Raw genomic sequence first — 19606 nt, forward strand, 5'->3', positions numbered from 1 at the left:
AAACAGGACGCAGCGCCGTTTTCCGACCCTGGGCGCGCGCATTCGATCGCGGCGCTAGAGCGCACCCGCCTGCTTGCGGCTCTGCGGAAAGCGCAGCAGGTAATGCAGCCCCGCTCCCGGCGCGCTGTCGACCTTGACCGACCCGCCGAGCGGCCCGGTGACCAGGTTGTACACGATATGCGCCCCCAGCCCGCTGCCGCCCTGCCCGCGCCGGGTCGTAAAAAACGGATCGAACAGTTTCCCCAGGGTTTCCTGGTCCATCCCCGCCCCGTCGTCGCGGTAATCGAAGCACACCTGCCCGCCGTCGAGCCGCACCGCGATGCGGATCACCCCGGCCTGCTCGCGCGTGTACCCATGCACCAGCGAATTGATCACCAGGTTGGTCACGATCTGCGACACCGCGCCCGGAAAACTCTCCAGCACCAGGTCGTCCGGACAATCGACCTCGACCTTCACGGGCCGCCCCTTCAGGCGCGGCTGCAGCGACAGCAGCACCTCGTCCAGGTAGGTCTTCATGTTGAAGCTGCGGATATCGTCCGAGGACTGGTCCACCGCCACCTGCTTGAAGCTGCGCACCAGCGCCGCCGCGCGCTGGGTATTGGTGGTCATGATGCGCAGCGACTGGTCGATGATGTCGAAAAACTGTTCCAGGCTATCCTCGGTCATCGCGCCGGCCGCCAGTTCTTCGCGCGTGAGCTTGAGTTCCTGCACCAGGTGGCTGGTGGCCGTCACACAAATCCCCAGCGGCGTGTTGATCTCGTGCGCCACGCCCGCCACCAGCCGCCCCAGCGAGGCCAGTTTTTCCTGGCGCACCAGTTCCGACTGCGCATCGCGCAGCGCCGTCAATGCCGTGCTCAGGGCCGAGTTCTGCTGCTCCAGGCGCGCCTTGGCCAGCCGCACCGCGCGGTCGGCCTGCATGCGCGCGATCGCCACCGCCACATGGCTGGCCATGAACGCCAGCAATTCCAGGTCGGCCTCGTTGTACACGATGGCCGGATCGTAACTCTGCACGATGATCACGCCGTAGGGCTGGTCGTGCACCAGCATCGGCGCCCCCATCCAGCTGGCGATCTCGACACTGCCCAGCGGCTGCCCCATGCTGCGTTCGGCCACCAGGCGCGCGTAGCTGGCGGCGTCGTGCAGGCAGGCCTGCTTGCTGTCCAGCACATAGGAACTCATCCCCACGCCGTAGGCGAAGCGCTTGACCGGCGCCTCGGCGTGCTTCTGGTCGACAAAATAGGGAATGCTGAACTCGTTCGTCTCCGGGTGGTACAGGGCGATCAGGAAGTTTTCGGCAACGATCAGCTCGCTGATGATGTTGTGCAGATTACTCGACAACATCTCCGCGTCGACCGCCGAAGCCGACAGGTTGGCGATTTCGTACAGCGCATGCTGGACCGCTTCGGCGCGGCGCCGCTCGGCCACCTCGTGCGCCAGCAGGGCCGTGCGTTCCTGCACCGCGCGCTCCAGCCGGTCCACGCTCTGCATGCCTTGCAGCGCATTCGACACATGGTTGGCGATCAGCGCAAACAGGGCCTGGTCTTCCTCGCTGTAGGTGTGGGCGCGGCTGTAGCTTTGCAGCACGATGGCGCCCAGCGCCTGGTGTTGATGGTCGAGCAAGGGGCAGCCCATCCACTGCTCGGCGCGCGTGCCGCGTCCCCAGGCATGGCCGTCGACCTCGTGGCGCGCGCTCTCGTCGCCCGTCATCACCAGATGGCGCCGGTTCATGATGACCCAGGCCGTGGGCGACTGCTCGGGCGAGGCCAGGCGCAGCTTTTCCTCGGGATCGGGGGCGGGGTCGCGCTCGTCGACGTAGTAGACGAAGCGCACCGTGTTCTCGTCGCGGTCGCTCAGCGCCACATAGAAATTGGCCGCATACATGATGCGGCCCAGCGCCCGGTGCACCGCCGCCACGAACTCGGTGATGTCGGTGCACCCCGTCGAGATCTGTCCGATGCCCAGCAGCATGGCCTGGACAGCTTCCAGACGGTCGAGACGGCTTTCCATCGCATTTCCCTATAATAGTGCGCTAGGGAAATACTAGCAGTTCAGGCCGGGTTGCGGAAGTCGTTTTCGATCCAGGCTGTTGCGCTGGCGGGGCTTAATTTGAAGCTGGCGGAGGTGCGCACCTGGGCGATCCGTTCGCCGTCCTGGTCGATGGCGGCCAGCAGCGCGTAGGGATGCTCGTCGTCCGGCACGATATCGAGCGTGACCTTGATGTCGGCGCCCTCGTGCCACACCGTCGTGCTCTTGTGCAGCATGGCGTGCAGTTGCTGCTCGTGGCGGCGCAGCACTTCGGCGGCGGTCTTGACCAGGGTGTTGAAGGCGCTGGTGTCGAGCGGCTTGGGATTCTTCTTATCGCGTCCCATGGTCCACGGGCCGACCAGCGCCGGTTCCGGCTCGCCATCCTTGATCATGGCCACCGCCCAGCCTTCGTCATCGTCGTTCTTGATCACGCGCGCGGTCCAGCCATTGCCTTTCCACAGGCGCGGCTCTTGCACGGGCGCATCGTCGTCCTGGGGGATGTCTTCGGAGAATTCTTCTGTCATGGGGTCGCATTCCTGGAGCGGGCGTGGCCCGAAAGGAGAATGATAGTCGAATTCGCCCCATCCCACAGCGCCCGGCGCCCGCTCGAAAAGCCGGGCCGCGAAGATTAGAGTCCATCCTCTAATTGCCTGTTGGCATTGCCTTTGAAATAACGTTACTATCGGCGCGCGCCTCTTTTTATTGCACCGCAGCATCCCCTCGCAGTTTACAGGTATCCCATGATCGCCCGTCACCTTCGCCTCGCCGCCGCCATCGCCGCCACCGTGTTTGCCACGCAAGCCGCCGCCACCCCGCTCAGCTCGCAGCAAATCTTGCACGAATTCAATGCCGTGGTGCTGACCGACCTGCGCTCGCAATCCCATGTCGACGGCCGCACCTGGGTCGGCGGCACGGCCAGCGGCGGCGACTACGCCCAGCACGCGAACGACATGCCGGGCTCGAGGTACGCCGGCCTGACCGTCATGGGCGATGCGCGCGAGGTGAAAATCAATGCCGGCGGCGCCGTCATCGGCGGCAACCTGAGCGGCTCGACGATCAATTCCGGCAGCGGCGTGATCTATGGCGACGTCCTCAACAGCAACCTCAACGGCGCGGCCTGGGTCGGCGGCAGCGTCAAGGGCAGCAACACGAACGGCGGGCGCCTGCCCGCGCTCGACGCCGCCATGCAGGGCACTGCCGATGCCGCGCGCTCGACCGATTTCCCGGCCAGCCTGGGCGCGCTGTCGGCCAGCCTGGGCCGGATGAGCGGCACCGGCAGCACGGTCGCCTTCAACGGTGCCGGCAAGGCCACCTTCAAGGCCGTGGCCAACGCCAACGGGGTCGCGGTATTCAACCTGATCGACGCCGGCGTGTTCAAGGCCAGCGAGTTCGAGTTCCACCTGGGCGACGCCACCACCGTGATCCTGAACGCCAGCGACGCCAGCGCCACCATCGGCGCCAACTTCCTGGGCAGCTCCGCGCAATCGCTTGGCAGCAAGCTGATCTGGAACTTCCAGCATGCCACCAGCATCACCACCAACAATCTGTTCGGCGGCGCCATCCTGGCGCCCCTGGCGCACCTGACCAACAATCAGAACATCGAGGGCGGCGTGTACGTCAGGTCGCTCGACCAGCACGGCGAGCTGCACCTGCAAGCCTTCGACGGCCATCTCGATCCGGGACCGTCGCCGGTAGCGGAGCCGGGCACCGCGGCCCTGCTGGCGGCGGGCGCGCTGATGCTGCTCCTGGCGCGCCGCCGCACTGCCTGAATCGCTGGCGCAGCAAGACAAAGCCCACCTGTTCCGGTGGGCTTTTTTTATGCGAACCGCGGGCGCGGCGGCGCGGGCGGCTGCAGCGGCGGACCGGGTGGAGGAATGCGCGGATCGATGGCCGGCGCCGGCGTGCCGTAGTTGTAAGGATTGATGATGATCGGTGGAATGGCCGGAGGCGCCGACGGCGGCCCCTTGGGACCGCCACCCGAGAGCAGGATGCGCAACTGGCGCGCCACCAAGCCGCCCGCCGCCAGCGCCCACCGGTCTCCTGAATAGTGAACAAATTCCATAAGCATCTCCCTGCGACAGAGCATTCAGTATAGGCAATAAGAGCGCATTTTCAAGGTGAAAAATTGCGTTTTCGGTAAGCCGGCGCCGGCACCGCCCCCAGCCCCGTCCACCCCGCCGAAAATGCAGTCTGTCGCATGCGCATGGCGGCGCGGCTGGCGCGCAGCTACAGTGCAAGCGTCCCAACCGACATTCACGTCAACCCGACCGAGGCCATCGCCATGAAAAAATTCGCTCCCCTGCTGCTGCTGTTCCTGTTCGCCGTGCTGGCCTGGGAGGCCGTGGCCGGCGCTTCCGGCATGTCCGTCCATCTCGATGGCGAGCACATCGACGGCCCGCTCGGCGTGCTGTTCGCCGGCGGCGGCCTGCTGATCGCGGCCATCGTCATGCTGTTCGTGGGCCTGCTGCTGGCGGTGCTGTTCGCCGGCCTGGGGGTGCTGGCGGTGGGCGCCCTGGTGCTGGCCCTGGCGTTCGTCGGCCTGCTGGTCTCGCCCCTGCTGCTGCCGCTGGCCGTGGTGCTGGCCGTGCTCTGGTACCTGGCGCGCGACGGCCGCAAACAGCGCGCCCACGGCGCGCAGCAGGACGCCCTCAAGCCCTGAGACTGAGGGCGGCCGCCTCGGCGTGCTCGCACACGCGGTTGCGGCCGTCCGCCTTGGCGCGGTAGAGCGCCTTGTCGGCCCGCACCAGGACCGCGTCCGGGCCGCTGTCGCCGGTGTCGATGGTGGCAATGCCGATACTGACCGTGATCGCAATGTGGCGGCCATCGCCGTCGAGCGGAGTCTCGGCCACGCTCTGGCGCAGGCGCTCCGCATACTGGCGCGCCGCCGCGCCGCCGGTCCCCGGCAGCAGGATCGCAAACTCTTCCCCGCCGACCCGGCCCAGGGTATCGATCTTGCGCTGGCTCGAGCGCATCAGCGCCGCCATGTGGCGCAGCACGGCGTCGCCCACCGCATGCCCGTGCACGTCGTTGACGCGCTTGAAATGGTCGATGTCGAGCATCAGCACCGAAGCGCAGTCGTCCACGCTGCGCTGCAGGCGCGCGAACTGGTCGTCCAGGCGCGCCATGAACACGCGCCGGTTCGGCAGCCCGGTCAGGAAATCGGTGCTGGCCAGCGCCTGCAATTCGTCGTCCATCCGCTTGCGCTCGGTGATGTCGACCGTCGAGGCGATCACGAAGTCGAGCGACTGGGCGTGGCCGGGCATCACCAGCAAGGTCAGTTCGTGCTGGCGCGCCACCCCGTCGAGCCGCAGGAAACTGCTTTCGCATTCGTGGAACAGGGCCCCGCCGGTCAGCGCCGCCAGCGCGTCGATGAAGGCGCCGCTGGCCGGGCCGCCGAAGTTCTGCGCCAGGGTCAGCGCGCCCGGCTCCTTGGCGGCGGCGCCCACGTGCACCAGCGCGGCGCCGTTGACATCGGTGATGCGCACCAGCGCCGCCAGGCGCTCGGCCTCCTCGGGGTGCGCGCGCAGCCACGGCCCCAGCTCCGCCACCCCGTTCGCCTTCAGGCGCGCCACGGCCTCGCGCGCGCCCGACCAGTCCTGTTCCCACAGCGCCACCGGCGCGTTGTCGTACAGGCTGCGAAAACGCTCCTCGCCCACCCGCAGCGCCTGCGCGGCCTGGGCCTGTTCCAGCGCGATCCCGGCCAGCTGCGCGGCCTGCTCGATCAGCACCACGTGCGCCGCGCTCGGGTAATGCGGGTTGCGGTGGTAGATCGCGAAGGTGCCCAGCACCCGTCCGGACGCGCCGCGGATCGGCTCCGACCAGCTCGACGCCAGCTGGGCGCGCGCGGCCACCTCGCGGTAGCCGGCCCAGTCGGGATGGGTCTGGATATCCTCGACGATCACGCGCTGGCCGCTGGCGGCGGCCGTGCCGCACGAGCCGCTGCCGAGCGTGGCCGGCAAGCCGTCGACGGCGGCGTTGTAAAAGGCCGGCAGGCTGGGCGCGGCCCCGGTATGCAGGAAGCGCCCCTCGGCGTCGAGCAGCAGGATCGCGCACAGCATGCCCGGATTGGTCGACTCCACCCCCAGCACCACCGCGCCCAGCACCGCCTGCAGCGGGGCGCCGTGGGCCAGCAGTTCGAGCACGTGGCGGTGGGCGCGCTCGCGCTGTTCGATCTGCTTGCGTTCGGTGATGTCGCGGAACGACCACAGGCGCGCGCCTTCCTGCCCCAGCCATACCGGACGGGTCAGTTGCTCGATGAAGCGCCCGTCTTTCAGGCGCAGCAGTTCGCGGTGTTCTTCGTGCGCCTCGAGCCGCAGCGAGCGGCTGTACACCAGCGGGCCGGTGTGCACCAGCTGCGCCAGCAGGTGCGCCACCACGGCGCTGTCGTCGCCGGCCAGGTCGAGTTCGGCGGGCACGCGCCACAAGGTGCGGAAGCGCTGGTTCGAGGCCAGGATCCGGCGGTCGCCATTGTCGACCAGGATGGCGTCGAAGGTCGAATCGAGGATGCTGCGCATCATGGCCTGGGCCCGCTGCGCCGAGTCCGCCAGCGCCTCCAGGCGCTGGCGGCCTGCGGTCAGTTCGCCGGTCAGCGCCAGCGACTTGCGCAGCGCCCGTCCGGCCATGGCGCTGCTGCGCGCCAGCATCCAGGTCAGTATGCTCAGCAGCAGCGTCACCGCCAGGCCGAGCGTGAGCACCACGCGCGGCGCGCCGTGGCGCTGTTCGTCGCCGTAGCCGGGCCGCGCGCCGATCGCCAGGGTCCAGCGCCGCCCGGCGATGCCGATGCGCTGCTCGGTGCGCAACCCGCCCGCGCCAGGCGCGTCCGGGACGTCCGGCGCACCGGCCTCGTCGCCGGCCGCCATGCGCGCCGCCGGATCGATCTCGTTGCCGTCGTAGACGGCCACCAGCAGCCCGGCCGCGCGCCCGCCGCCCACGTTGGCCATCAGGTCTTCCATGACGAAGGGAGCGTAGACCCAGCCGCGCAGCAGGTCGCGCCGCTGCTCGGCATGGTCCGGCGCCTTGCGCCCGATGTACACCGGCAGGGCAATGAGCACGCCGTCGGACGCCGTCCCGCCGCGTTCGCGCGCCACCGTGCTCTTGCCCGACATGGCGGGCTGGCCGCTGTCGCGCGCCTGTTCCAGCATGGCGCGCAGCGGCGCTTCGGCCAGCATGTCATGCCCCAGCGCGCGCAGGCGGGCGCCGGAAAACGACTCCATGTACAGCAGCGGGGCGTAGGCGGCGCGCGTGCCGGGCGGACTGATCGCATAGTCGGGAAAGCCGCTGGCGCGCACCTGCGCCAGGTGGGCGGCGCGCCCGGCTTCGCCCAGCGCGGCGATGTAGCCCACCCCTTTCATGCCCGGATACTCGGCGTCGGCATGCTGGGCGCGCACGAAATCGGTGAATTCCTGGCGCGTGACCTCGTCGGAACTGTTGAACAGGCCCTGCACCCCGCGCAGCGACTGGATGTGCGCCGCCATGCGCAGCGCCAGCTGGTTGACCACGTCGCGCGCGGCGAACTCGAAACCGGTGCGCAGCTCGCGCTCGGCGTCGCGCCGCGCCGCTTCCCACAGCTGCCAGGTCAGCGCCAGGCACAGCGTCATCACCAGCGCCGCCAGCGCGGCGGCGCCGAACCACGACGACGTGCGCGCGCCCGCGGGCGGCGCCGGTACGGCCGGGTTAACAGCGGCATGGTCCATGGAAGCGATCCTGGTGCGGGCCCGCGCGGCGGACCTCTTACTAACCGATAGTACGTGAGCGAACCTTGCGTTGCAACAAGACTGTTGCCGACTGTCGCGATTGCGACTCAGCGCCTCAGATACCCTCGATCAGGCGCATGGCGAACACGATCGGCAGGCCGGCGGCGATCACGCGGCGCGCGGCGGCGCCGTTATCGTAGGGGATGCGGTGATACACCAGTTCGCGCGCGGCGTCGTCGTAGATGGCGTAGCAGGCGGCGCTGTTGCCGTCGCGCGGCTGGCCCACCGCGCCCGGGATCACCAGGTACTGGTGCTGCGGGGCGATCGGGATGCGCGTGCCCGCCACCGGCACGTGCGACCCCATGCGCCCGTCGTCGGCGCGCCGGTACAGGGCCGGCGTGTGCACATGGCCCGAAAACACCATGCGCTTGCGCGCCGCGCGCAGGCTGCGCTCGGCCGGTTCGAGCCCGGTGATGTATTCCCACTTGACCGGATCGTGCGCGCTGGCGTGGACGAACAGCATGCGCTCGGTTTCCCGGGTCAGCGGCAGGCCGGCCAGGAAGGCCATCTGTTCGGCGCTGAGCTGGCCCCGGGTCCATTCGATCACCTCGCGCGCCTCGAAATGCATTTGCGGGCGCGTTTCGCGGGTCACCGAAAAATCGTGGTTGCCCTGCACCGCCAGCGCCCCGCGCGCCACATAGTCCATCACGGTCTGCACCACCCAGGCCGGATCGGCGCCGTAACCGACAAAGTCGCCCGTAAACGCATACTGATCGGCTTTCTGGGCGTGCGCGTGCGCCAGGCAAGCAGCGAATGCTTCGCGGTTGGCGTGCAGGTCGGTCAGCAGGGCAAGGCGCATGGTGGGAAGGGCGTCGCTTGGCGCGCAGTAAAGAATGTTATTTTGTAATTAATGACGCGTGTTCAACCCGATTATAGCGTGGGAAGTGTTGCCGGGGAGGTGAGATGGTGAAGAGAAACGACGGGAAAACCGGCCTGGCGCCGCTCCCGCCGTTCCCGTCGCGCCGCTTCAGGCGGCGCGCGCGCAGTCGTGCGCCAGCCGCCGTTGCCAGAAGCCCGATCCGGGCCAGCGCCGCTCGTTGGCATACAGCGCGCGCCGGGTCTTCGCATACGACTCGAAATGGTCGAGCAGCGACTGGCGGTAGCCCTCTCCCAGCCCGCCGCCCTGTTCGAGGAAGGCATGCGCCACCCGGCCGGCCTGGATGCCGGAACTGAGCGCGTGCCCGATGCCCAGCGAGGACACCGGATCGAAGCTGGCCGCCGCGTCTCCGGCGGCGGTCCAGGCCGCATTGCCCGGCAGGCGCGCCACCCGGCTGTGGATCGGATACTGGCGCAACGCCTGCGGCGCCGGCAGCTCGCGCAGCAGCGGCCCGATATGCCGGCTGGCCAGCGCATGGCGGCGCCAGCTTGCCGGATCGAGCAGGTCGAGCGTGCGCAGGGTCTCGGCATCGGTCATGAAAGCCAGCGCGCTGCGCCCGGCCGGCAGCGGCGCCAGGTAGAACCAGCCGTCCTCGGTGGTTTCGACCAGGGTGCGCTGGAGCCGCTCGCGCTGGCCGGCCTCGTAATAGGCATACACCCCCACCATGCGGTCGGTCTGCAGCACCGGGCACTGCTGCTGGCGCACCATCACGCTGCTGCGCCCGCTGCAATCGATGACGTAGGCGGCGCTCAGCGCGCGCTGCCGTTCGCCCTGGCGCAGGGTGACCGTCCAGCGCGCGCCGGGCGCGATCCCGAGCAGCTCGGCCGGCTGCACGATCTGCGCGCCGAGCTGGCCGGCCTGGTCGAGCAGCATGCTGTCGAAAGCCAGGCGGTCCAGGTGCAGGCCGCTGCCCCGGCCGTTGAACAGGAAGTCGCGCACCACCAGCTCCTCGCCACCCCAGGCGGCGGCGTGGGCGTACGATTCCAGGTGGCGCTGCTCGACGCCGGCGCGCGCGATGCCCAGGTACTCGAGCAGGGGAAACAGGGCCGGCGAGACCGTCTCGCCGGGACGGAAAGGATCGAACAGGCGCCGCTCGACCAGCGCCACCCGCAGCCGCGTATGGCGGCGCAGGGTGATCGCGGCGGCGGCGCCCGCCGGCCCGGCGCCGAGGATGAGGACATCGACCTGGTCCTCCCCGGCGCGCGGGCCGTCCCTGTCAGCGGCGGCCGGTACGCGCATGGGACAGGGTCAGGATCTTGCGCGGCTTGTCGCCTTCGCGCGTCTGCGGCGCCGGGTCTTCATCCTTGAGGAACCAGGCCGGATAGAAGTTCGAATCGTCGCCGGTGACGAAGCTGGTCACATTCCCGACCGCCACGCTGGCCATGTGGAACCGGCCATGGTTGCGCTCCTGCTCCGCAAAGTAGGGATAGGCGCGCCCGGAGGCCGGGTCGTGGTTCTGGTTGGCCACGAAGCCCAGGTACTTCCAGGCGGTGATCATCTGGGTGAAGCTGTTCACGCCGCGGCTGTACATCACCTGCATCCCGGCCGGCACCCCGGTCAGGCGCTGCTCCTCGGCGGTATAGCCGCCGCCGATGACGTTCCATGGGCTTTGCGGCGGCCACCAGTACGAATAATAGGTGGGCGGCGTGGGGATCATCGTGGCCGGGTTCTTGACCTCGTTCGGATTGTCGAAATTGATGAACTGGACCGAGCAATCGAAGAAGTCGGCCTGCCACGGAATGGCCATGCGCTTGGTCAGGTCGCCCGGCTCGCAGCCGGCGCCCACGGTCGGCGCGCTCCAGTCGACCGGCGCGGTTTCGTCCTCGGACCAGGACAGGCCGTGCTGGTAGTAATACGCCTCGTCATGGCGGTGGCGGATCTGGTAGGGCGCCGAATACACGGTCGGGTTGCGTACCGACCAGGTCACCTCGATCCCGGGGCACATCGGCTCGCCCACGCAATTGCCGATCCCGGCCTGGTCGAGCGGATGCACGTTGGGGATGCGCAAGGCCGGCGCGGTCGGCGAAAAATGCCCGGCCGCCCATTGCTTGAGCAGGAAATACTGGGTATCGGTCAGCACCGAGAATTTGTCGATCACATTGTTGCGCACCGAATTCGAGCCCGAATTCATCGGCACCAGCGGAATGCCGCTGGTTTCCTGCAGGCCGCTGCTGAACAGCTGCTGGTTCTGGCCGTCGATAAAGCCGGCCGCCTGCTCCAGGGTGGCGTCGCGCCGCGCCGGCGGCTGGCGGAAGTAGCTCAGGAACTGGGCGCGCTGCTCCTGCGCGCGCTCGCTGGTATCGTTCGGATCGAAGGGCGGATTGATAAACGCCGTCATCGACGGCACCGTCGCCACCCACTGGTAGTCGGCCATCCGGTTCAGGAAAGGCTTGATGTCTTCCCAGTAGTTGACCTGGTATTCCGGATTCCAGCCGGCGCTGCCGGGCCACCTGGCCAGGTCGTAGACGTCGGGCCGCGCGCCCTGGTACTTGAGCGCGCAGTCGAGCGCCACATCGTCCCAGGTCGATACATTGACCAGCTCGGGGGCGAACTTGGGCGAGCCGATCACCACCCAGGCCGACAGGGTCACCACGCTCTGGTCCTTGAAGGTGATGGTGGCCGTCACCGGGCCGTCGGCGATATCGTCGTGCCAGGTGTTGCCGCCGCCGAAACCGGTGATGCTCTCGTCGCCGCCGGCATGGCCGAAGCCGCCCAGCACCAGCAGGTTGGCGCGCGAATCGGTGCGGATTTCACCGAGCGACTTGACCGGCAAGCCCTGGCCAGGATCGCTCGGAGGAAAGCTGGCGTGGGTGTACTCGGGCGGCACCGTTTCGGCCGTGAATTCCACCGGCGCCGCCCCCGCGCCGCGCACGCTGCGCGGTCCCGGATCGATGATCAGGGCCTTGCGCGCGGCGTCGCCGACCACGTCGGGATTGCGGTAGCCGGTCACCGGCCCGTCCACGTTCCAGGCGTCGGGCGGCTCCTGCCACGTTTCGTAGCTGTTGTACTGGCCGAACATCAGGTCGCCCAGCAGGGGCGTGAAATCCCACCACGCCGCTTTTTTGTTTGCCACATGCACCGACCAGACCACCGACTCGACCAGCTCGCCGGTCAGGTCCAGCTCGACCTCGCCCAGGCCGTCCGGGTTGGACTGGTAGATGGCGAAGGTGGCGGCCTGGCGCTTGATGCGGCCTTGCGCATCCTTGAACTGGGTCACGCGCTTGGGCGCGCCGTTCTCGACGACCGGGTCGCCGGCGGCGTTCGCTTCGATCGGCAGGCCGCCGATGCTGTCCGGTGCGAGGTAATACGCATCGAGGCTGTTGCCGACGCGGCCGATGCCGATCGACGGGTGAATGCGGTAACTGACGGGGGATGGCATGTATGCAGTCTCCTGATTGATTGATGGACGAACCATGTAAGTCAACAGCGGAAAGACCAGAACAACAGCGCGGGCGGTGAGGAAACCGGGGCGCGGACAGCCGGCGGGACCGCTGCCGCGGACCCGTCGCCTTTGCCCTGCCGGGGGTTTGTGCCTGTGTCGAATGTACTACGCGAGCATTGTTTCGACAACAGAAATGTTAACAAATAATCATGCGATTAGGATGGACCGGCGTACAGGCCGGCCCGGCCAGGCCAGGCCCGGCCCGGCATTCATTCGCCGCTGGCGTACTGCAAATAGCCGCGTGCGCGCAGGGCGCAGGCCGGGCAGGTGCCGCAGCCGTAGCCCCAGGCGTGCAGCGCGCCGCGCTCGCCCAGGTAGCAGGTGTGGGTGTGTTCGCGGATCAGGTCGACCAGCGCATCGCCGCCGGCCTCGTGCGCCAGCTGCCAGGTCTGCTTCTTGTCGATCCACATCAGCGGCGTTTCCAGCTTGAGGCGCGTGGCCATGCCCAGGTTCAGGGCCACCTGCAGCGCCTTCATGGTGTCGTCGCGGCAGTCCGGATAGCCCGAAAAATCGGTCTCGCACATGCCGCCCACCAGGACATTCAGGCCGCGCCGGTAGGCCACGGTGGCCGCCACCGTCATGAACAGCAGGTTGCGTCCCGGGACGAAGGTATTCGGCAGCCCGTTGGCCTGCATCTCGATGGCCACGTTGCTGGTCATGGCGGTGTGCGAGATCTTGCCGATCAGGGACAGGTCGATCATGTGGTCCTCGCCCAGGCGCGCATCCCAGCCGGGCTTGAGGGCGCGCATCCTGCCCAGCACCGTGGGGCGCACCGTCAGTTCGATGGCGTGGCGCTGGCCGTAGTCGAAGCCGATGGTTTCGACCCGCGCGTAGCGCTCCAGCGCCCAGGCCAGGCAGGTGGCGGAGTCTTGTCCGCCGCTAAACAACACCAGTGCGCCGTCAGCTTCTTGCATATTGTAATTTCCAGAGTGTTAGACGTTCGCCATCATTGCAGCCGATCCGGTAAGATGCCCGGAGCATTTTCCCATTGGAGCGACATGTTTCCCGCAACACCAGACAAAACAACAGCCCGGACGTCGCGCCAGCGACGAATTTTGGCACAGATCGCCGTGACCGTGTGCCTGGGCGGCCCGCTCGCCCCGCTGCTGGCGCAAGAGACCGAAGCGCAGACACAGCCCGCCGCGCAGCCAGCCCCCGCGCGCGGCGTCGACTACACGGTGCGGGTGGACGCCCCCGGCCCGCTCGACGACCTGCTCGAGGAAAACCTGGACCTGGTGCGCTGGCAGGGCAACCCGCGCCTCGACCTCGACCAGCTGCAGCGCCTGGTCAAGGCCGCGCCCGAGCAGGCCAGGACCCTGATCGCCACCGAAGGCTACTACTCGCCCAAGGTCAGCGCGGGGCTCGACACCAGCGGCGCCCGGCCGGTCGCGCGCATCACGGTCGACCCGGGCGAGCCGGTGCTCGTCGGCGATGTCGAACTGGTGCTGCGCGGCTTCGAGCCGGTCGGCGTCGACAGCAAACCGTACGACGCCGACGACCTGCGCCAGCGCTGGGGCCTGCCGGTCGGCCAGCGCTTCCGCCAGGCCGACTGGGAAGGCGCCAAGCGCAACCTGCTGCGCCAGGTGATGATGGCGCGCTATCCGCGCGCCCAGCTGGTCGAATCGAGCGCCATCGTCGACCCCGACGTGCGCCGCGCCCTGCTCAAGGTGGTCCTCGACAGCGGCCCCGAAGCGCGCTTCGGCGAACTGCGGGTCGAAGGCCTGAAGCGCTATTCGCGCACCATCGTGAGCAACCTCAATCGGATTCGCCCCGGCCAGGAATACAGCGAAGCGGCCCTGCAAGCCTACCAGGCGCGCCTGCAGGACACCGGCTACTTCACCAGCGTCGAAGTGAGCGCCGACATGTCGGCCGCGCTGTCTGAAGACATCGACGCCATGGAAGACGACCAGAAGGCCATCCCGCGCCCGCCCGTGACCAATCCGGCGATTCTGCCGGTGCTGGTGCGCGTGACCGAAAACAAGCAAAAGAACGTCGACGTCGGTCTCGGTTATTCGACCAACACCGGCGCGCGCGCCCAGCTCAATTACGACGACCTGGACGTGTTCGGCCTGCGCATGAAAAGTAACCTGATCATGGAACAGAAGCGCCAGACCGCGCGCGCCGACTTTTATTTTCCGACCACCGAAAAAGGCTACAACGACAGCTTCGGCGCCGGTTTCGAGCGCAACGACCTGCGCGGCGAAGTGACCAACGTGGCCACCGTGGCCGGCCGCCGCGCCTGGGGCACGCCGCTGCTCGAACGCAGCCTGACCCTGGAATACCTGAGCGAGCGGCGCCTGGTCGAAGGCGTCGAAACGCGGCGCAGCAACAGCATCCCGCTCACCTTCAGCTGGACCAAGCGCGCGCTCGACAACCTGGTGCTGCCGACGCGCGGCTATGTGCTCAACGCGCAGTTCGGCGGCGCCGTGCTGCCGGTGCTGACCGACGAGCGCTTCCTGCGCGCCAGCACCCGCTTCGTGCATTACCGTCCGCTGGGACCGGCCAGCAACCTGATCGTGCGCGCCGAAGCCGGCGTGCTCACCTCCAGGCAAAAAGCGGGTGTGCCCTCGACCTTCCTGTTCCGCGCCGGCGGCGACCAGTCGGTGCGCGGCTACGGCTACCAGGAACTGGGCGTGCGCGAGGGCGACGCCATCGTCGGCGGGCGCTATCTGCTCACCGGCAGCGTCGAATACCAGTACTGGTTCAAGCCGCCCTGGGGCGTGGCCGTGTTCTACGACGCCGGCAACGCCGCCGACAAATTCAAGGACCTGAAACCGGAATCGGGCTACGGCATCGGCGCGCGCTGGCGCAGCCCGGTCGGCCCGATCAACGTCGATCTCGCATACGGACAAGCGCTCAAAAAAGCGCGCCTGCACTTCTCACTGGGCTTTACATTCTGATGACTACCGCCGACACCCCTACCACCCCGCCGCCCCGCCCGCGCCGCTGGCCGCGCCGCGTCGCCGCCGGCGTCGTCGTCACCGGCGCCCTGCTGGGCGGCGCCTACTGGTATCTGGGCCGCGAAACGACCCTGCAAATGCTGGTCCAGCGCGTGGCCAACGCCAGCGGCGGCAGCATCGTCGTCAGCGGCGTGAACGGCTCGCTGTACGGCGCCATGCACGTCGGTAAAGTCGTCTACCGCACCCCGCAACAGGTAGTCACCGCCGAAAACATCGACATCGACTGGTCGCCCTTCCAGTACCTCAGTCGCGGCGTGGCGATCGACAAGCTGCACGTGGCGAACCTGCGCATGGATACCCTGCGCGAAGGCGAACCGGCCAAGATGCCGGTCAAACTGGCGCCCCCGTTCAAGCTGGAAGTGGACGATGCGCGCCTGGGCAAGGTCGTCATGACCAACGCCGCCGCGCCGGGCGCCGAAACGGTGATCACCGACGTGCGCTTCGGCCTGCTGGGCGACCCGCGGCAATGGGCCTTGCGCCGCGCCAGCGCGATCACCCCGTGGGGCAAGGCCATGGCCGACGCCAGCATCGGCGCCAGCCATCCGTTCAAGCTGGCCGGCAGCGCCAGCCTGTCCCAGCTCGCGGCGCCCGCCGGCCAGCAGCCGGCGCAAATCAACTTGCGCGTGGGCGGCGACCTGGTGACGACGCAGCTCGACGCCACGGCGGTGTCGGGCAAGGCCGAGGGCGACGCCAGGTTCACGCTGGCGCCGTTCGACCCGATCCCGCTGCGCGCCATGACCATCCATGGCAAGAACATCGATCCGGGCTTCTTCAATCCCGAACTGCCCAAGGCCGATCTGTCGCTGACGATCAGCGCGCGCATCGAAGCGAACCGGAATATCGCCGGCAGCGTCGCCATCGACAACGCCGGCGCCACCGGCCCGATCGACCTGCAACGCCTGCCGCTGCGCGCCATGCGCGGCGAACTGAAAGGCAACCTGTCGGCGCTGGAGATCGGCGCCGTGCTGATCGACCTGGGCGAAGCCGGCAAATTCACCGGCAGCGGCACGGTGGCGCGCAGCGCGGCCGACAAGGGCCTGGGCAGCGCCGGCTTTGCCCTGCACACCGACGGCATCGACATCAAGCGCCTGCACAGCCGCATGAAGTCGACCAGGATCGTCGGCGACATCACGGTCGCCAACGAGGGCACTACCCAGACCTTCACCACCAGGCTGGCCGAAGCCGGCATGCGCCTGGACGCCAAAGCCACCCTGGCCGACAACGTGCTGAGGGTAGAGCAGGCGCGCCTGGCCGCCGGCGGCGGCAGCGTGGGCCTGTCCGGCAGCGCCAACCTGGCCGGCAAGCGCGAATTCAAGGTCGCCGCCAGCGCCGTCAGGTTCGACCCGGCCGCCTTCGGCGACCTGCCCAAGGCGGACATCAACGCCGACTTCAACGCCGCCGGCGCCCTGTCGCCGGCATGGAAGGTGGCGGCCGATTTCGCGCTGCGGCCAAGCCGCCTGTTCGACCAGCCGCTGTCGGGCAAGGGCAAGCTCAATGCCGACGCCACCCGCATCAGCGGGGTGGACGCCACGCTCGGCCTGGGCAAGAACACGGCGCAGCTGAAAGGCAGCTTCGGCGCGCCCGGCGAAAAACTCGCCTGGCGCGTCAACGCCACCGACCTGGCGGCCGCGCGCAGCGATTTGTACGGCGCGCTGGCGGCCAACGGCGTGGTCACCGGCACCATGGCCGCGCCGCGCACCACCTTCGAGGTCGACGCGACTGGCCTCGGCTGGGTGGCGGCGGCGCGCAAGGCCAATACCAGCCTGCTGCACGCCAGCGGCGAAGCATGGCTCAGCGGGGGGCCGAATGCGGGCGCGGTCGAGGTCAAGGCGGCCGGCACGGCGCAGCGCTTCAATCCGGGCGCCTTCGGCTCGCCGCTGGCGGGCAGCATCAACGGCAGTTTCGATGCGACAGGCCGCTCCGGCCCGGACTGGCGCGGCACGCTCAACCTGGCCTTGCTGCCATCGACCCTGGCCAATTCGCCCTTCTGGGGCCACGCCAGGCTGGCGGCCGATGCCAAGCACGTCTCGAACGCCGACGTCGACCTGCACGTCGGTCCCAACATCGTGGCCGCCAAGGGCAGTTTCGGCGCCGGCTCCGACAAGCTCGACTGGCGCATCGACGCGCCGCAACTGGCCGCCCTCGGCCCCGACTACGGCGGCGTGCTGAAAGGCACTGGCACCCTGTCGGGCACGATGGCCGCGCCGGCCGTCAGCGCCGCGCTGGAAGGCCAGAACCTGAAGGTCCTCGGCAAGCACCAGGTCAGGACCCTGCGCGCCAGCGCCAACCTGGGCAGCGGACGCGGGGCGGACGACCCGCTGGTGAGCGACATCGCCATCACCGAGTACGTCAGCGGCGACACCCGGATCGACATCGCGCACCTGCAAACGAGCGGCACGCGCGGCGCCCACGTGCTGCGCCTGGACGCGCGCAGCGACGCCTTCGACGCCGCCGGCGAGATCCGCGGCGGCTGGGCCAACAGCGCCTGGAACGGCACCGTGGCGGCGCTGCAGAACAAGGGCCGCTACGCGTTCGCGCTGCAGGCGCCGGTCCCGCTGCGCATCGCGGTCGCTCCCGGCGAAGGCGTGGCGGGCCTGGCCAGGCCGCAGCAGATCGCCATGGGCAACGCCGTCGTCAAGCTCCCCAACGGCAGCGTCAGCGTCCAGTCGCTGCTCAAGGATGGCCCGCACTGGACCAGCAAGGGTGTGGCGGCCGGGGTGCCGCTGACCTACCTGGCGCAATTCTCGCCGGGGATGCGCGACGCCGTCAGCGGCGACCTGCTGCTCGGCGCCGACTGGTCGCTCGACATGCAGGCGCCCGCCGGCGCCACTCCGGCGCTCAACGGCATGGTGCACGTGTTCCGCGAAAGCGGCGACGTGATCGCCGGCGCCGAAGTGCCGGTGGTGCTCGGCCTGCGCACGCTCGACCTGCGCGCCGATGTCACGAGCGGCAACCTGCGCATGCAGGCGAAGGTCGACGGCACCCGCGTCGGCCAGGCCAGCGTCGACGCCACCGCGCAGATGATCGACGGCCGCCTGGGCAACGCCAGCCCCCTGAAAATGACGGCCAACGCCGACATGGTCTCGATCGCGTGGCTGGCGCCGTTTACCGGCCAGCCGGGACTGGAACTGGACGGCGCCCTGAAGCTCGCGCTGACCGGCGGCGGCACGGTCGGCACGCCGACGCTCAATGGCAGCATCAACGGCGACAAACTGGCGCTGCGCTGGGCCGAACAGGGCGTCAAGCTCGGTAACGGCCAGCTGCGCGCGCAGCTGGCCGGCGACCAGCTGCTGCTGCAGCGCCTCAGTTTCGACGGCGTGCAAGGCACGGCGGTGGCCGACGGCGCGGTGCGCTTTGCCGGCGGCGAAGCGACCATGCAGCTCAAACTCGTGGCCGACAAGCTCGAAGTCCTGTCGCGTCCCGACCGCACCGTGGTCGTCAGCGGCCAGAGCACCCTGGTGCGCGACGCCAAGCGCTTTTCGCTGGAAGGCAAATTCAAGGCCGACCGCGCGCTGATCGAACTGGCGCCGCAGGGCCGCCCTACCCTTTCGGACGACGTGATCGTGCTGGGCCGGGCCGGGGTGGGCACGCCGGCGGTCAAGGCCGAACCGGCGATGCCGCTGACGATGGACCTGGAAGCGGACCTGGGCAACGCCTTCCGCCTGCGCGGCATGGGCATCGACGCCGAACTGGCCGGATCGCTGCGCGTGCGCACCACGGGCGGGCGTCCGCCGCGCGCCAACGGCTCGATCCGGGTCGTGAGCGGCACCTACAAGGCGTACGGCCAGAACCTCGACATCGAACGCGGCGTGCTGACCTTCAGCGGTCCGGCCGACAATCCGGCCCTGAACATCCGCGCGGTGCGGCGCCGCCCCGAAGGCGAGCAGCTCTCCGAAACCAATGTCGAAGCGGGCGTGGAAGTGCGCGGCTCGGCCCTGTCGCCGGTGGCCAAGCTGGTCTCGACGCCGTCGGTGCCGGACAGCGACAAGCTGTCATGGCTGGTGCTGGGGCATGGCATGGAAGCGACGTCGGGCAACGAGGCGGGCCTGCTCAGCGCCGCCGCCGGCGCCCTGCTGGGCGGCTCGGGCAGCGGCGGCGGCTTCCAGTCGCGCCTGGCCAATTCGCTGGGCGTCGACGAACTGGGACTGTCGCAGGCGAAGGGGCTGGAAAGCACCGTGGTCACGGTCGGCAAGCGGATTTCCTCGCGCGCCTACCTGAGTTTCGAGCAGGGCGCGACCACCGCATCGAGCCTGGTCAAGATCCGCTACAAACTCAATCCGCGCATCACCCTGCAGTTCCAGACCGGGACCAACACCGCGCTCGACGTGCTCTATTCGTGGGCGTTCGACTAGGCCTGGCGCCGGAGTCAGTGAAGGAAAAAGGTGCTCGGCTTCGGGTCGGGCACCGGATCGTCGTCCTGCGGATGCTTGACCGGCGGGTGGTGCGGATGCGGATTGTCGAACGGCTCGGGCGATGGTTCATCGACCGGCGCGGGGTCCGGTGCGCGGTGAAAGTCGATGGCTGCTGGGTTCATGTGGGTCGCTCCTGG

General features: G+C 68.8%; 13 protein-coding genes. 4 read left to right on the forward strand and 9 right to left on the reverse strand.

The annotated features are described in order from the left end of the window. Positions 1–54 precede the first annotated feature (54 nt). Complete coding sequence (locus tag EJB06_RS21545; protein WP_126076076.1) at positions 55–2007, reverse strand: GAF domain-containing sensor histidine kinase; 1953 nt, start codon at positions 2005–2007, stop codon at positions 55–57. Between the two features lie 41 nt (positions 2008–2048). Then, the gene (locus tag EJB06_RS21550; RefSeq protein WP_126076077.1) at positions 2049–2549 is read right to left on the reverse strand and encodes a hypothetical protein; all 501 of its coding nucleotides are present in this window, start codon (positions 2547–2549) and stop codon (positions 2049–2051) included. A gap of 216 nt (positions 2550–2765) precedes the next feature. On the opposite strand from EJB06_RS21550, the gene EJB06_RS21555 reads away from it, so the two are divergent. Beyond that, positions 2766–3794, forward strand: a complete 1029-nt coding sequence (locus EJB06_RS21555; RefSeq protein ID WP_126076078.1) for a choice-of-anchor A family protein — start codon at positions 2766–2768, stop codon at positions 3792–3794. A gap of 47 nt (positions 3795–3841) precedes the next feature. On the opposite strand, the gene EJB06_RS21560 is transcribed toward EJB06_RS21555, so the two are convergent. Next, positions 3842–4087 carry a hypothetical protein gene (locus EJB06_RS21560; RefSeq protein ID WP_126076079.1) on the reverse strand — a complete coding sequence of 82 codons (246 nt, stop codon included), beginning with the start codon at positions 4085–4087 and terminating at the stop codon, positions 3842–3844. A gap of 135 nt (positions 4088–4222) precedes the next feature. On the opposite strand from EJB06_RS21560, the gene EJB06_RS21565 reads away from it, so the two are divergent. Further along, the gene (locus EJB06_RS21565) at positions 4223–4684 is read left to right on the forward strand and encodes a hypothetical protein (protein WP_126076080.1); all 462 of its coding nucleotides are present in this window, start codon (positions 4223–4225) and stop codon (positions 4682–4684) included. On the opposite strand, the gene EJB06_RS21570 is transcribed toward EJB06_RS21565, so the two are convergent. From EJB06_RS21570 to queC, 5 genes are all read right to left on the reverse strand, one after another. Next, on the reverse strand, positions 4674–7718 hold the full coding sequence (locus EJB06_RS21570) for a CHASE domain-containing protein (RefSeq protein WP_126076081.1): 3045 nt from the start codon (positions 7716–7718) through the stop codon (positions 4674–4676). The two genes, EJB06_RS21565 and EJB06_RS21570, sit on opposite strands and share 11 nt — an antisense overlap. Positions 7719–7833: 115 nt before the next feature. Beyond that, the gene (locus EJB06_RS21575; RefSeq protein WP_126076082.1) at positions 7834–8577 is read right to left on the reverse strand and encodes a metallophosphoesterase family protein; all 744 of its coding nucleotides are present in this window, start codon (positions 8575–8577) and stop codon (positions 7834–7836) included. 168 nt (positions 8578–8745) lie between these two features. Then, positions 8746–9894: an FAD-dependent monooxygenase gene (locus EJB06_RS21580; protein ID WP_126076083.1), complete on the reverse strand. Its 1149-nt coding sequence runs from the start codon at positions 9892–9894 to the stop codon at positions 8746–8748. Beyond that, the gene (gene lodA / locus EJB06_RS21585) at positions 9872–12034 is read right to left on the reverse strand and encodes a CTQ-dependent lysine 6-oxidase LodA (protein WP_164557993.1); all 2163 of its coding nucleotides are present in this window, start codon (positions 12032–12034) and stop codon (positions 9872–9874) included. The genes EJB06_RS21580 and lodA overlap by 23 nt, the downstream gene beginning before the upstream one ends. Before the next feature lie 272 nt (positions 12035–12306). Next, entirely contained in the window at positions 12307–13011 is a 705-nt protein-coding gene (gene queC, locus EJB06_RS21590) for a 7-cyano-7-deazaguanine synthase QueC (RefSeq protein WP_126076084.1), read from the reverse strand. 84 nt (positions 13012–13095) lie between these two features. Between queC and EJB06_RS21595 the strand changes: the two genes are divergently transcribed. Both EJB06_RS21595 and EJB06_RS21600 read left to right on the forward strand, forming a co-directional pair. Then, a complete protein-coding gene (locus tag EJB06_RS21595; protein WP_126076085.1) occupies positions 13096–14997 on the forward strand; it encodes an autotransporter assembly complex protein TamA in 1902 nt (633 codons plus the stop codon). Beyond that, complete coding sequence (locus EJB06_RS21600; RefSeq protein WP_126076086.1) at positions 14997–19409, forward strand: translocation/assembly module TamB domain-containing protein; 4413 nt, start codon at positions 14997–14999, stop codon at positions 19407–19409. The genes EJB06_RS21595 and EJB06_RS21600 overlap by 1 nt, the downstream gene beginning before the upstream one ends. A gap of 14 nt (positions 19410–19423) precedes the next feature. Here the strand turns inward: EJB06_RS21600 and EJB06_RS31985 are convergent, their stop codons facing one another. Then, positions 19424–19591 carry a hypothetical protein gene (locus EJB06_RS31985; RefSeq protein ID WP_164557994.1) on the reverse strand — a complete coding sequence of 56 codons (168 nt, stop codon included), beginning with the start codon at positions 19589–19591 and terminating at the stop codon, positions 19424–19426. Between the last annotated feature and the right edge of the window lie 15 nt (positions 19592–19606).

The organism is Massilia atriviolacea (assembly GCF_003953935.1).
Taxonomy (GTDB): Bacteria; Pseudomonadota; Gammaproteobacteria; order Burkholderiales; family Burkholderiaceae_D; genus Telluria_A; species Telluria_A atriviolacea.